Below are 14,231 nucleotides of genomic sequence, written 5' to 3' on the forward strand. Positions count from 1 at the left end.
CCGGTCCGGTGGGATACTGGGCGCGATGACCGGAAGGGACGGCCGATGCTGATCGGCAGGGCGGCCGAGTTCGCGGAGCTGACCGCGGCGCTGGAGCGGGCCGCCGGCGGCGGCGCGGGCGTCGTGCTCGTCAGCGGCGACGCCGGCGCCGGCAAGACGCACCTGGTGTCCGCCCTCACCAACGCCGCACGCGGCGAGGGCTGTACCGTCCTCGTCGGGCAGTGCGCCGAACTGGGCGAGAGCATGCCGTACCTGCCGCTCACGGACGCGCTGTGGACGGCCGCGCACGCCGGCACCCCCGAGGCGGACGAGGTCCGCGCCGCGATCGGCGCCCGGCCCGTCCTCGGACGGCTGCTGCCGGACGGCGACGGCGAACCCGGCGCGGCGTCGGAGCTGGGCCAGCAGCGGCTTTTCGGGGCCGTCCTCGGGCTGCTCGGCGAGCTGGCGGCGGAGCGGCCCGTCCTGCTCGTCCTGGAGGACCTGCACTGGGCCGACCGTTCGACCCGGCATCTGCTGACGTTCCTCAGCCGGGTGCTCCAGCGCGAGCGGGTCTGCCTCGTCGGCACCTACCGCTCGGACGACCTGCACCGGCGGCATCCGCTGCGGCCGGTGGTGGCGGAGCTGCTGCGGCTGCCGAACGTGACCGGCGTCGAGGTCGGCCCGTTCGGGCCCGGAGAGACCGCCGAGTACCTCGCCGAGCTGTCGCGCGGGTCCGCGCCGGTGACCGCGGAGGTCATCGAGCGGGTGCACCGGCGGTCGGAGGGCAACCCCTTCTACGCCGGCGAGCTGTACGCCGCCGGGCTCGACTCCCCCGGCGCGCAGCCCGCGGAGCTGCCGTCCGGGCTGGCCGACGTGCTGCTGTCGCGGATGGAGCGGCTCTCGGACGCCGCGGAGCGGGTCGTCCGGGTCGCGGCGGTCGCCGGGCGCCGCATCGACGACGAACTGGTGCGCCGCGTGTCCGGGCTGGACGAGGCGGCGGTCGGCGAGGCGCTGCGCGAGGTCGTCTCGCACCAGCTGCTCGTGCCGTCCGGGACCGGGTACACGTTCCGGCACGCGCTGCTGCGCGAGGCCGTCTACGCCGACCTGCTGCCGGGCGAGCGGACCAGGCTGCACGCCGCTTTCGCTCGGCTGCTCGCGGGTCTCCTGGACGGGACGCGCGGGTCGGCGGCCGAACTGGCCCACCACAGCCTCGCCGCGCACGACCTGCCCGCCGCGTTCGCCGCGTCCGTCCGGGCGGGACGCGAGGCGGGGCGGCTCGGCGCGCCCGCCGAGGCGTTCGGGCACTACGAGCGGGCGCTGGAACTGTGGGACGTGGTGCCCGGCGCCGAGGACGTCGCCGGCACCGACCGGGTGCGGCTGTCCCTGCGCGCAGCGCAGGAGTCCGCGCAGGCCGGTGAGCTGCGGCACGCCGTGCAGCGGCTGCGGCGGCTGCTGGACGCGGCCGACCCGGCGGACGCGCCGCTCGGCTCCCGCATCCGCGAGCATCTCGCGTCGTACCTGGCCGACATCGACGACATCGAGCAGGCGGTGGCCACGGCGCGGGAGGCGGTCACGATGCTGCCCGCCGATCCCCCGACGGCCGAACGCGCCTACGCCCTCGCGACCTACGCGCGGATGCTGCTGTACCGGGACGGCGAAGGCGAGATGCCGGGTCTGGCCGAGCGGGCCGTCGAGGCGGCCCGCGCCGCCGGGGCCACCGGCGCCGAGGCGAGCCTGCTGGTGACGCTCGGCGTGTACCGGGAGGCGGGAGAGGCCGACCCGGACGTCGCGGAGGTGTTCGCGCGGGCCCGCGACCTGTCCGCAGCGGGCGGCGAGAGCCCGATGGTGACGATGCGGGCCGCGTTCCACTACGCCCGGACGAAGTTCGACCGCGGCGACCTCGCGGGCGCGGCACGCGCCGCCGACGACGGCGTGAGGTTCGCCCTGGAGAACGGCCTCGGCTGGAGCACGTTCGGGATCATCCTGCGGTCCCTGCGGTACCTGATTCACTACACGACGGGCAACTGGGCGGAGGCGGACCGGCTCGCCGAGGACTTCGCGGTCCAGGTCGTCCGGCCGCACGAGGCGCAGATCTCCGCGTACGCCCTGTTCGTCGAGGTCGCGCGGGGCGTGCCCGGCGCCGACGAGCGGCTGCGCTGGATCGCCCCGCTGTGGGACCAGGACCTCTTCGTCAACTACCTCGCCCGGGGGCTCGCCGCCGAGCACGCCCTGTGGCGGGGCGACCCCGAGACCGCGAGCGAGCACGTCGGCAGCGTCGTCCGCACCTCCTACGGCGAAACGGTCGGCGTCATCCGGATCGCCGCGACCGGGTTGTGGGCGCAGGCGGAGATCGCGGCCCGCGCCCGCGCCGCAGGAGACGACGACGCCGTCCGGGAGGCGGCCGCGACCGGCGACGACCTGCTGTCGCGGGCGAGGCGGGCCGTCGGCTTCACCGACAACGGGCGGCCGCGCGCCTGGCTCGGGCTCGAAGGGCACGGGTGGCTGGCCCGCGCCGAGGCGGAGCGCCGCCGCGTGGACGGCGTCCACGACGTGGGCCTGTGGCGGAAGGCGGCCGACCTGTTCACCTACGGCGACCCGGACGGCGGGTTCGTGTACGAGGTGGCGCGGTCGCGGTGGCGGCTCGCCGAGGCCCTCGCGGAGAACGGCGACCGCGAAGGCGCCGCCGAACAGTGGCGGTCCGCCGTCCGCGGCGCCGAGCGGCTCGGCGCCGCGCCGCTGCTGGCCGCCCTCCGCGATCTCGGTGCCCGCGCCCGGCTCGGCGCCGCGCGCCCCGCGCCCGGCGCGTCCGCCCCGTCCGGTCCGTTCGGCGCCCTCACCGGACGGGAGCGGGAGGTGCTGAAGCTGGTCGCGGAGGGGCACAACAACCGGGAGATCGCGGCGGCGCTGTTCATCTCGCCGAAGACGGCGAGCGTCCACGTCTCCAACATCCTCGCCAAGCTGAACGTCACCAGCCGCACCCAGGCGGCCGCCGCCGCGCACCGCGAGGGAATCTGATATTGCGTTGAATTGCCGCTGCGGGTAATCTCCTTTCCGTGACTGCCGGGTCGGCCTTGGGCCATGAGCGAGTGAGGTACCCGGCCTCCGAGTGAGGCCGGCGCGGGCACGAGGCCCGCCACTTCCAGCATCGCCTTCTCTCTTCTTCTTTCTTCGTTTCGCGCGCATCGCGCGATGTCATCGGGCTGCCCTGGGCGGCGAACGACGTCTTCGGCATGCCCTTCTCCACCATTCTTCAGCCGCGGTCGCGTGCCGTTTCCGCGGCTTATTCGTCATGCCCGAAAACAGTTCAGGAGACATATGGATTTCAACAGGCAGGTCATCGAGGAGTTCCGCGCGGGCGGCGGCCGCGTCGGCGGCATGTTCGAGGACGGCAGGCTGCTCCTGCTGACCACCACCGGCGCGCGGTCCGGTGCCCGGCACACGACGCCGCTCGGATACCTGCCGGACGGCGACGGCCGCGTCCTGGTCATCGCGTCGGCCGGCGGGTCGCCGAAGCATCCGGCCTGGTTCCACAACCTGGTGGCGAACCCGCGCGTCACGGTCGAACTCGACACCTTCGCCTACGAGGCGGACGCCGTCGTGCTGGAGGGCGGCGAACGCGACGCCGCCTTCGCCCGCGCCGCCGAGGCCGACCCGGGGTGGGCCGAGTACGAGACGAGGTCGGGGCGGACGCTGCCCGTCGTCGCCCTGGTCCCGGCCCTGGCCGGGCCGCCCGCCGGCCCGGACTCGCTCGGCGCGATGCTCATCGCGCTGCACAACGCGTTCCGCAGGGAGCTGGAGCTGATCCGCAAGGAGGTCGCCGCGTCCGGGGCGGGTGTGGGCGCGCAGCTGCGGGTCAACTGCCTGGCGCTGTGCCAGGGCCTCGGCAACCACCACATGGGCGAGGACCAGCAGATCTTCCCGCTTCTGGAGCGTCACCATCCGGGTCTTGGGCCGACGCTGGCCGAGCTGAAGGACGACCACGAGACGATCCAGGGGCTCCTGGACGAGCTGCGCCGCGTCCTCGACGCCGGGGATCCCGCGTCCCTGCTCACCGAGGTCGAACGGCTCACCGGGGCGCTCCACGCCCACCTGGATCGTGAGGAGGAGCGGATCGTCCCGCTCCTCGACACGATCGGGCTCTAGAGCAGGCCGCGCCCCGGGATCAGCGGCAGGTCAAGGGCGGTGAGCAGCCCGGGCGGCGCCTGGACGACGGCGGGCACGGCGTTGACCAGGCGCATCGCGGTGGCCTTCAGCCCGGCGGTGTTGTGGTCGCCGTCCGTGCCGAGGAGCCGGAGGTCCACGGTGTAGTTGGGCTCGCCGCGGACCTCCACCCGGTAGCAGCCGTCGCCTGCGGGCTGCGGCCAGTCGGGGGCGAGGTCGTCGCGGAGCCGGGTGACGTGCTCCAGGACGACGACGGACTCGCCGCCGCGCATCCCCCGCACCTCGAACCGCAGCGCCGCCGCCGTGCCCTTCTCGATCGTCCCGGCGGAGACGCCGAAGGTCTCGGGGGCCGGGAGCCGGGTGTGCCACTCGGCGACCTCGTCCAGTTCGACGCCGAGACCGGCGGCGATCTGCCGGACGACGCTGCCCCACGCCATGGTGAGGACGCCGGGCTGCAGCAGCATGGGCGTGTCGTCCATGGACCGGCCGAAGCCCATGATGTCGAACAGGACGGTGCCCTGGTCGTAGGTGGCGTAGTTCAGGATCTCCATGCAGCGGACCTGGTCGATGCGCTCGCTGATGCCGGTGACGGCGAGCGGGAGCACGTCGTTGGCGAAGCCGGGGTCGATGCCGTTGACGAAGATCGACGCTCCGCCCTCGGCGGCCGCATCCCGCACGGGACCGGACATCTCGGGCGGGACGACGCCGTCCGGGAACTGCAGGAACACCGGGCTGCTGGACACGACGTTGACGCCGGCGCGCAGGATGCGGCACAGGTCGTCGATCGCCTCCATCAGCCGCACGTCCGCCATCGAGGTGTAGACGACGCAGTCGGGCCGCGACGCGAGCAGCGCCTCGGCGTCGCCGGTCGCGGTGACGCCGAGGTCGCGGCCGAGGCCGGCGAGTTCCCCGGCGTCCTTGCCGACCTTGGCGGGGTTGGAGACCCAGACGCCCGCGAGTTCGAGGTCGGGCCGGGCGTCGATGCCCGCGATGGCGTTCCGGCCGACGTTGCCGGTGCTCCACTGAACGACGCGGTAGGTCACAGATCCTCCAGGCCCAGGTCGAGGTTCGGGGTCTCGATGCCGCCGTCCACGCGCAACAGGGCGCCGGTGGTGTAGGCGGAGGCGGGTGAGGCGAGGTACAGGACGGCGGCGGCGACGTCCTCCGGGTCGCCGACGCGGTGCAGCGGCGTCTTGCGTTCCATCTCGGTGCGCAGCTCGTCGCTGGTCATGACGATGTCGAGCGCGGACGTGGCGATGGAGCCGACGGAGATGGCGTTGACGCGGACGCGCGGCGCCAGGTCGAACGCGGCGAGCCGGGTGTAGTGGGCGAGCGCGGCCTTGGCGCTGCCGTAGGCGAGGTAGCCGCGGCCGGCGATCCGCCCCATGACGGAGGAGATGTTGACGACGCTGCCCGCGCCCGACTCCAGCAGGTGCGGGACGGCGGCGCGGGTCAGCGCGTGCGCGGTGCTCACATTGAACTGGAACGCGTTCTCAAGATGGCGCGGCTTGGTCTCCAGGAAAGAGGCCGGCATCGCGCCGCCCATGTTGTTCACCACGATGTCGAGGCGGCCGAGGCCGTCGGCCGCGCGGGCGGCCAGCTCCGCCGCCGCGTCCGGATCGCTGAGGTCGGACGCGACGATCAGCGCCCGTCGCCCGGCCGCCTCGATCTCGGCCGCGACCTTTCCGAGCTGCTCCTCCGTCCGGGCGGAGATGAGCACGTCGGCGCCCGCCTGGGCGAGCGCGACCGCGGCGGCGGCGCCGATGCCGCGGCCGGCGCCGGTCACCACCGCCACCGAGCCGTCGATGCGGAAACGATCCAGTATCACCGGCGTCACCTCCGGGCCGTCCAGTAGTGCCGCACAGCCTACGCAGAGGTAGAACCTGTTTCAATGCGATCCGGGGCGGCCGGTACGGTGACGAGCGCGGACGGGCGGGCGGTAGATCTTCACGGGTCATTTGTTATTTCTGGTACTGGCCCATTTTTCCATGGGCTGTAATTCTTGCTTCCGGTGCGTGCCGGCGACCGGCGCACGCGGAAGGGAACCCGGAAGTGGACAAGGGCTACGAGCTTTACTGTCTCGCCGACAATCTCTTTTACGACGCTCCACCCGTCACCCGCCGTACCGACTTCGCCATTGCCGGCCGTGATCTTCCGGCGGGATGGGAGAAGGTCTTCGGGGACGAGTGGGTCGTCTACGTCCCGCCGGTCCAGCGCACCCCTCCACAGGGCTGGAAAGTGCACATCACCGGTTGCGCGGAAAGCGCGGAGCGGATTCTGTCCGGTGCCTGGGAATACTGCGTCGGCGCGGACATCGAGTTCAAGCATCTGCGCGGCCCGGGAACGCTCCGGATGCGGAACGCCAAGTACGCGCCGCGCGGGGCGAGCGGGAAACTCGTCACGATATATCCCGAGGACGAGCGCGAACTGGAACGGGTGCTGGCCGAACTCGGCGGGCGGCTGGACGGACTTCCCGGCCCCTACATCCTGAGTGACCTGCGCATCGGCGACGGCCCCCTGCACGTGCGGTACGGCGGGTTCGCCGAGCGGCGATGCCTGGACGACAGGGGCGTCCTCGTCCCCGCGCTGGAGGACGGTTCCGGGAGGCTGGTGCCCGACCGGCGCGACCCCGTGTTCTCCGTACCCGAATGGGTGAGCCCGCCGAGTTGCCTTGAGGCGCATCTCAAGGCGCGCGGCGCCACGACGACGGCCGATCTGCCGTACCGGATCGACAAGGCCCTGCACTTCTCCAATGGCGGCGGCGTCTACGAGGCGACCGACACCCGCACCGGGACGAAGGTGGTCCTGAAGGAGGGGCGGCCCTACGCGGGACTGGCCGCCGACGGCGCCGACGCGGTCACCCGCCTCCAACGCGAGCGGGACGTTCTCCGGAAGCTCGACGGAATCGACGGTGTTCCCGCCGCCCTCGACTGGTTCGCGCTCGGCGAGCACCGTTTCCTCGTCCAGGAGTTCATCGAGGGCCGCACGCTCAACACGTTCTTCGCCGAGCGCCACCCGATGCTCGATCCCGATCCGGACCCCGGTAAGACCGCCCGGTACACGGAATGGGCCCTGCGCGTCCACGAGGGCGTCGAACGCGTCGTCGCCGCGATCCACGAGCGCGGCGTGGCCTTCAACGACCTGCACATGTTCAATGTGATGGTCCGCCCGGACGACTCGGTCGCGCTGATCGACTTCGAGACGGCGGCACCCGCCCGCGAAGGCGGCCGGCAGACCCTGGCCAACCCGGCGTTCCTGGCCCCGCCGGACCGGCGCGGCACCGAGGTCGACGACTACAGCCTGGCCTGCCTCCGGCTCGCCCTGTTCGTCCCGCTGACCACCCTGTTCGTGATCGACCGGGGCAAGGCCCGGCAGCTCGCCGGCATGATCGCCGAGAACTTCCCCGTCCCCCGCCGGTTCCTGGACGGGGCGGTCGAGCGGATCTCGCGGGACGTCCCGCCCGCCCCCGCGCCCGAGTTCGCCGCGGACGCCCCCGGCTGGGAACGCGCCAGGGACGCCTTGCGGCGGGCGATCCTCGCCAGCGCCGCCCCGGACCGCACCGACCGGCTCTTCCCCGGCGACGTCGAGCAGTTCTCCGGCGCGTCCCTCGGGCTGGCGCACGGCGCCGCCGGTGTCCTGTACGCGCTGGACACGACGGGCGCGGGCCGCTTCCCGGCGCACGAGGAGTGGCTGGCGGCGCGGGCCGGGGCCCCCCGGCGCGGCACCGGGATCGGCCTGTACGACGGGCTGATGGGCGCCGCCCATGTGCTGGCGCGCCTCGGGCACGAGGAGGCCGCGCTCACCGCCGTGCGGCACTGCCTGAACGAGCGGTGGGAACGGCTCGGCGACGACCTCTACGGCGGGCTGCCCGGTTTCGCGCTCGCCCTGGACGACCTCGCCGACGTGACCGGCGAGGCCTCCCTGCGCGACGAAGCCCGCCGGGCCGTCGAGATCGTGGCCGCGCGGGCACCGGACGGGGCCGGCGCACGCCCCGGCCTCATGCACGGCGGCGCCGGCGCGGCACTGATGTTCGTCCGGGCGTACGAGCGCACCGGCGACCCGGAGCTGCTCGATCTCGCCGCCGCCGCGCTGCGCCGCGACCTCGCCGCCTGCGTCACCGACCGCAACGGCGCGCTGCACGTCGACCAGGGCGGCAGGGTGCTGCCCTACCTCGGCCGCGGCAGCGTCGGCATCGGCCTGGTCCTCGACGAGTACCTCGCGCACCGGCCGGACGAGGACTTCGCGATGGCGCGCCGGGCCGTCCGCGTCGCGGCGACGTCCCGGTACTACGCGCAGCCGAGCCTGTTCGGCGGACGCGCCGGGATGCTGCTCTACCTGGCCCGGCAGGGCCGCGACGATCCCCGGGTGGCGGGGCACGTCCGCGACCTGGCCTGGCACGCGCTGCCGTACGCGGGCGGGCTGGCGATGCCGGGCGAGCACATGTACCGGCTGTCCATGGACCTCGCGACGGGGACGGCCGGGGTGCTGCTCGCCCTCGGCGCGGCCCTGCACCGGCCGGCGGCGGGCCTGCCGTTCCTCGGGACGGCGCACGGACCCTCCGCGGGGACCCCCGCGGCGGCCACCTCTATCCAGCCCGAAAGGAGGTGACGGACATGGCGCTTCTCGACCTTCAGGGGATGGTGAGCGAGAACGGCGGTGGCGGCGGTAACAGCAGCCTCAGCCTGCTCTGCCACAGCTCTCACAGCATCACCCTCTGCCTGTGACGGCCGCTGACGGCCATGGCCCCGGCGGGGCCATGGCCGTCACCGTCCTGGAGAACCCATGACCACGGATTCCGCGGCGGCCGGTGCGAACCGGCTGCTGCTGCGCGCGGCCGGCCGCGCCCGCGGCTGGACGGCGCTCGTGGCGGCCACGGCTCTGGCGGACGCGGCGGCGGCCGTCCTGCTCCCGTTCGCGCTGGCCCGCGCGATCGACGCCGTCCCGCCCGGCGGGCTCCCGGCGGCGGCCGCGATCTGGCCGTGCGTCGCGCTCGTCGTGGCGTCCGCCACGGCGGAGGTGCTGTCGGAGCTGGCGAACGGCTGCGCCGCCGCGCGGGCCACGGCATGGCTGCGGCACACGCTGGTCCGGCACGTCCTCGCGGTGGGCCCGGCGCTGCGCGTGCCGCCGGGCGACGTGGCCGGACGCGTGGTCGGCGGCGCGGCCGAGGCCGGCGTGGCGCCCGCCGCCGCACCGCAGGCCGCGGCCGGGCTGCTGCCCGCCGCCGGGGCCCTGGCCGCACTCTGCCTCATCGACTGGCGCGTCGCCGCGGTGATCGCGGTCGCGCTGCCCGCGGTGGCGTTGCTGATGCGCGCGTTCGTCCGCGACATCACCGCGTCCGCGCGCCGCTACCTGACCGTCCAGGGGACGATCGCGGGCGGCCTCGCCGAGGCCCTGGCCGGGGCCCGGACGATCGCCGCCGCGGGCACCGCGGACCGCGAGCGGGAGCGGATCCTGAAGCCGCTGCCGGGCCTGCGCGCGGAGGGCGAGACGATGTGGCGGGTCCAGGGCGGCATCGCGGCGCGGGGCCTGCTGGCGCTGCTGCTGTTGCAGATCGCGGCCGTCGGGATCGCCGGAGCGGAGCTGGCGGCGGGCCGCATCACGGCGGGCGAGCTGGTCGCGACCGTTCAGTACGCGGGGCTCGCCGCCGGGTTCGGGCCCGTCCTGACCGAGCTGCTCCGCCTCGGCCGCGCCCGCGCCGGGGCGTGCCGGGCCGTCGAGGTCCTCGCGCTCCCCGCCGCCTCCCACGGCGCGGCCCAGGCCCCTCCGGGCCCCGGCCGGCTGGAGTTCCGCGAGGTCACCGCCTGCGGTGTGCTCGACGGCCTGGATCTGACGGTCCCCGGCGGGCTGGCGGTCGCCGTCGTCGGACGCTCCGGCTCCGGCGCGTCGGAGCTCGCCGCCGTCGCCGGGCGGCTCGCCGACCCCGACCGCGGCGAGGTCCGGCTGGACGGGACGCCCCTCCCCCGGCTGACCCGGGCGGCGCTGCGCCGCGAGATCGGCTACGCCTTCGCCCGGCCCGCCCTCTTCGGCGCGACCGTCCTCGACGCCCTCAGGTTCGGCCCGTCGAATCCCCCGGACACGTGGCTGCGCGAGTCCGCGAGGGCGGCCCGCGCCGACGGCTTCGTCCGGCGCCTTCCGCACGGCTACGCGACGCCGCTCGCCGACGCCCCGATGTCGGGCGGGGAGCTGCAGCGGATGGGCCTCGCGCGGGCCTTCGCCCACGCGGGCCGCGTCCTCATCCTGGACGACGCGACCTCCAGCCTGGACACCGTGACCGAACTGCAGATCACCGACGCCCTGCTCGGCCGCTTCGCCGGCCGGACCCGCCTGATCATCGCGCACCGGGCGTCCACGGCCGCCCGCGCGGACCTGGTGGCCTGGCTGGAGGACGGCCGTGTCCGCGCCCTCGCCCCCCACGGGACGCTCTGGGACGACCCCGCCTATCGCGCCGTCTTCGGGGTGCGGCATGACTGAGCACCGGGACGCCGCGCGGGTCCTGTGGCGGACGGTGGGAGACGCCGTCCGCGCCCGGCCGGGGGCGGTGGCCAGAGCCGCCGTGTGGTCGGTGGTGGAGGTCGTGCCGACCGCGGTGTTCGGGCGGGCCGTCGGGGAGGCGACGGACGCGTTCCGGACGGGCCGGACGCCGGACGCGGCGGTCTGGCTCGGCGTGCTCGCGGCGGCCGCCTTCGTGGGCGCGTTCGGAAGCCGGCGGCTGTATCCGGCGCTGGCCGCGATCGTGGAGCCGTTCCGGGACGACCTGGTCAGGCGGGTCACGGGCGGAGCGCTGCACCGATCGCTGCGCGGCCGGCCCGACACGGGCGGGGTCGCGCGGCTCACGCACCAGGTGGAGATCGTCCGGGACACGTTCGGCGGGCTGCTCGTCGTCGTGCGCGGGTTCGTGTTCGCGGCCGGGGCGGCGCTGCTGGGGCTGCTGGCGCTGATGCCCGAGATGGCGGCCCTGGTGGTGCCGCCGCTCGTGCTCGGACTGGTGCTGTTCGGGGCGGTGTTCGGGGCCGCGGCCGTCCGGCAGCGGAACCTGATCGTCGGTGAGGAGGACATCGCCGTGCGGACGACGGCCCTGGCCGAGGGGCTGCGGGACGTCGTCGCGTGCGGTGGCGAAGAGGCGCTGCGGGCCGAGCTGGGCACCGCGGTGGAGGCGCAGGCGGCGGCGGGCCGTGCGGTGGCGCGGTTCGCGGCGGTCCGCGCGGTGGCGCTGGCGGTGAGCGGATGGCTGCCGCTGCTGCTGCTCCTCGCCGCGGCTCCCTGGCTGATGCGGCGCGGCGCCACCCCGGGCACGATCATCGGCGCGCTGACCTACGTCCTGCACGGGCTGCAGCCGGCGCTGCGGACGCTCGTCCAGGGCATGGGCGGCAGCGGGCTGCGGCTGGCGGTGACGCTCGGCCGCATCCTGGAGACGTGCGCCCCGCCCGAGCCGGTCCGGCCGGCGCTTTCCCAGCCCGTCGCGGGGGCCCCGGCGGTCGAGCTGCGCCGGGTGACGTTCGCCTACGGGGACGGCGCGCGGCCGGTGATCGACGGCCTGGACCTGACCGTCCCGCACGGTGACCACCTGGCCGTGGTGGGGCCGAGCGGGATCGGGAAGTCGACGCTCGGGGCGCTGATCGCGGGCCTGGTGACCCCCGGCGAGGGCGAGGTGCTCGTGGCGGGCCGGCCGGCGGGCGACCCGCACCGCCGGGTGCTCGTGCCGCAGGAGGCGTACGTGTTCGGCGGCTCCCTGCACGACAACCTGGCCTACTACGCGCCGGACGCCGGGCCCGGCGAGGTCGGGCGGGCCGTGGACGCGCTCGGGCTGGCGCGGCTCGTCCGGAGGCTCGGCGGGTACGGCGCGCGGGTGGAGCCCGCCGCGCTGACCGAGGCGGAGCGGCAGCTCGTCGCGCTGTGCCGGGCCTACCTGGCGCCGCAGCCGGTCCTCATCCTGGACGAGGCCGCCTGCCGGCTCGACGCGGCCTCCGAGGCCCGGGTGGAGGAGGCGTTCGCGCGGCGCGCGGGGACGCTGATCGTCATCGCGCACCGGATCAGCTCCGCGGCGCGGGCACGGCGCGTCCTGGTGCTGGACGGGACGTGCGCGCAGGCCGGAGCGCACGCGGACCTGCCCGCGGTGTCGCCGCTGTACCGGGACCTCATCGGGCACTGGGAGGCCGGTTCACAGCCATCCGGCCTCCTCGGCCATCCGGATGGCCTGGACCCGGTTCTGCGCGCCGATCTTGCGGTTGATGCGGGACAGGTGGTTGCGGACGGTCCCGATCGTCAGGACGAGTTCCTCGGCGATCTGCGCCGCGGACGCCCCGCGTGAGGCGAGGGCGAGCACCTCGATCTCCCGTTCGGTGAGGGGGCTCTGCGCCGAGCCCAGCTCGGTGAAGGCCATGTCGGGGTCGATGACGCGCGCCCCGTTCGCGGCCCGCCGGATCGCGTCCACCAGGTCGCCGGGTGAGGTGTCCTTCAGTACGAGGCCGGACGCCCGCACGGCCACCGCGCGCCGCAGGTCGCCCTTGCGGCACCGGCCCGCCATGAGGACGATGCGGCACTCGGGAACGGCATCGCGGAGCGCGCGGGCCGCGGCGAAGCCGTCCAGGCCGGGCAGCCCGACGTCGATCAGCGCGACGTCGGGCCGCTGTCTGCACCCCGTCCGCAGCACCTGTTCGCCGGAGCCGATCGCGGCGACGACGTCGAGGTCCTGCACGCCTTCGAACAGGGCCACGAGCCCGCCGCGGAGGAGAGGCGCCTCCTCGGCGAGAAGAATCCGAATCATTTTCGTCTCCTGCCGGGCTTGCAGTCGGCGGTACGGAAAGAATTACCGAACACCATTCGAGCCGCGGAGTTCACGACGGTGACCGGGGAAGGAAGGCCGGGATTCGGTCCGGACGAAAACGAGCTTCCATTGGGCCACCTTTGACGCGGGGGAGTCGGTGGAAGTACTTACCGTCGGGAGTCAACACTATTCGGTGCGCCATTGTAAAGATTGCCTGCGAACCAGCAATCCAGGGACGGGTATTCCGCGAAATTCGCGTCCCACACATGATCACGCGAGAAAGTCGAACTCGATCCCGGTGCCGGTGGCGCGGGCCGCCTCGTAGGCGGTCCAGCCGACCGCGAGGTCCTGCCAGGGCAGCCCGACCGGTGCGTACACGGTGACCTCGCCGCCCTTCACCCGTCCGGGCACCTGGCCGCACAGCAGGTCGCGGAGCGTCCCGGCGGCGTGCTTGACGTCGAGCCCGGCCTCGGCCAGCACGCCCATCTCGACGGCGAGGGGGATGTCGTCGACGACGACGCGGGCGCCCTCCAGCAGGTCGGCGCCCAGTTCGGCCTTTCCGGGCTCGTCCGCGCCGAGCGAGGTGATGTGCGTTCCGCGGGTCACGTCCGCGGCGTGCAGGATGGGGCGGCGCGCCCAGGTCGCCATGACGACGATCCCGGCGTCCCGGACGGCGTCGCGCGGGTCCGCCACGACCTCGGCGGTGAGCCCGAGCCGGGCGCCGTGCCGTTCGGCGAAGCCGGCGGCGCGGCCTGCGTCCAGGTCGCAGACGGTGAGGGCCCGCACCTCCCGCAGCTCGGACAGCCCCCGCATGACCAGCTCGGCCTGCGCCCCGGCGCCGATCACCGCGACGGCGCCGGCGTCCGGACGGGCCAGCGCGTGCGTGCCGAGCGCCGCGGCCAGCCCGGTGCGCCACGCGGTCACGGTCGCCGAGTCCAGCTGCGCCAGCAGCTCGCCGGTGCCGAGATCGTGCAGGCACACGACGCCGCGCAGCGCGGGGCGGCTGCCGGGGAACTTGGCGTTGACCTTCACCGTGTAGGCGGGGACGTCGTCGACCACGCCCGGCAGCAGCGCCGTCGCGGTGCCCTGGCCGGGCAGCTTGCCGACCACCCGGCGCGCGACGGCCTCGCCCTCCGCGGCCGTGAAGCCGCGGCGCAGCGCGTCGAGGCATTTCACCGGGTCGAGCAGGGACTCCAGGTCAGAACGGGCCAAAAGGAGCGTCACCGGACCATTCTCCCGTCCGCACCGTCGCGGCGTCACTACTCGACACCGGACTGTTGGGACGAATGTGGCGATTGGTCCTAATATCCGGCTCTCCTGGGCCGAG

General features: G+C 74.6%; 9 protein-coding genes and 1 pseudogene. 6 read left to right on the forward strand and 4 right to left on the reverse strand.

Features of this window, described 5'->3' with window-relative positions; genetic code table 11:
* The first annotated feature begins 45 nt into the window (after positions 1-45).
* Positions 46-2,994 carry a helix-turn-helix transcriptional regulator gene (locus tag ACTWPP_RS34505; RefSeq protein ID WP_443108598.1) on the forward strand — a complete coding sequence of 983 codons (2,949 nt, stop codon included), beginning with the start codon at positions 46-48 and terminating at the stop codon, positions 2,992-2,994.
* A 300-nt stretch (positions 2,995-3,294) separates the two neighbouring features.
* Positions 3,295-4,122 carry a nitroreductase/quinone reductase family protein gene (locus tag ACTWPP_RS34510; protein ID WP_443108599.1) on the forward strand — a complete coding sequence of 276 codons (828 nt, stop codon included), beginning with the start codon at positions 3,295-3,297 and terminating at the stop codon, positions 4,120-4,122.
* Here the strand turns inward: ACTWPP_RS34510 and ACTWPP_RS34515 are convergent.
* Positions 4,119-5,183 (reverse strand): NAD(P)H-dependent amine dehydrogenase family protein, encoded by a 1,065-nt coding sequence (locus tag ACTWPP_RS34515; protein WP_443108600.1) that lies wholly within the window; start codon positions 5,181-5,183, stop codon positions 4,119-4,121. The two genes, ACTWPP_RS34510 and ACTWPP_RS34515, sit on opposite strands and share 4 nt — an antisense overlap.
* Positions 5,180-5,968, reverse strand: coding sequence for an SDR family oxidoreductase (locus ACTWPP_RS34520; RefSeq protein WP_443108601.1), 789 nt, complete (start codon positions 5,966-5,968; stop codon positions 5,180-5,182). The genes ACTWPP_RS34515 and ACTWPP_RS34520 overlap by 4 nt, the downstream gene beginning before the upstream one ends.
* A gap of 224 nt (positions 5,969-6,192) precedes the next feature.
* Between ACTWPP_RS34520 and lanKC the strand changes: the two genes are divergently transcribed.
* The 4 genes from lanKC to ACTWPP_RS34540 are packed head-to-tail and all read left to right on the forward strand — an operon-like array spanning position 6,193 to position 12,448.
* Entirely contained in the window at positions 6,193-8,748 is a 2,556-nt protein-coding gene (gene lanKC / locus ACTWPP_RS34525; protein WP_443108602.1) for a class III lanthionine synthetase LanKC, read from the forward strand.
* Positions 8,749-8,753: 5 nt separating this feature from the next.
* Positions 8,754-8,864, forward strand: coding sequence for a SapB/AmfS family lanthipeptide (locus ACTWPP_RS34530; RefSeq protein ID WP_443108603.1), 111 nt, complete (start codon positions 8,754-8,756; stop codon positions 8,862-8,864).
* A 58-nt stretch (positions 8,865-8,922) separates the two neighbouring features.
* Positions 8,923-10,611 (forward strand): ABC transporter ATP-binding protein, encoded by a 1,689-nt coding sequence (locus ACTWPP_RS34535; protein ID WP_443108604.1) that lies wholly within the window; start codon positions 8,923-8,925, stop codon positions 10,609-10,611.
* Entirely contained in the window at positions 10,604-12,448 is a 1,845-nt protein-coding gene (locus tag ACTWPP_RS34540) for an ATP-binding cassette domain-containing protein (RefSeq protein ID WP_443108605.1), read from the forward strand. The genes ACTWPP_RS34535 and ACTWPP_RS34540 overlap by 8 nt, the downstream gene beginning before the upstream one ends.
* On the opposite strand, the pseudogene ACTWPP_RS34545 reads toward ACTWPP_RS34540, so the two are convergent.
* Together ACTWPP_RS34545 and ACTWPP_RS34550 are read right to left on the reverse strand one after the other, a co-directional pair.
* A pseudogene (locus tag ACTWPP_RS34545) lies at positions 12,380-12,904 on the reverse strand (response regulator); the annotation flags it as partial. The gene ACTWPP_RS34540 and the pseudogene ACTWPP_RS34545 overlap by 69 nt on opposite strands.
* Before the next feature lie 270 nt (positions 12,905-13,174).
* Positions 13,175-14,128 (reverse strand): ornithine cyclodeaminase family protein, encoded by a 954-nt coding sequence (locus tag ACTWPP_RS34550; RefSeq protein WP_443108606.1) that lies wholly within the window; start codon positions 14,126-14,128, stop codon positions 13,175-13,177.
* Between the last annotated feature and the right edge of the window lie 103 nt (positions 14,129-14,231).

This window comes from Actinomadura sp. 3N407 (assembly GCF_052245875.1).
Classification (GTDB): domain Bacteria; phylum Actinomycetota; class Actinomycetes; order Streptosporangiales; family Streptosporangiaceae; genus Spirillospora.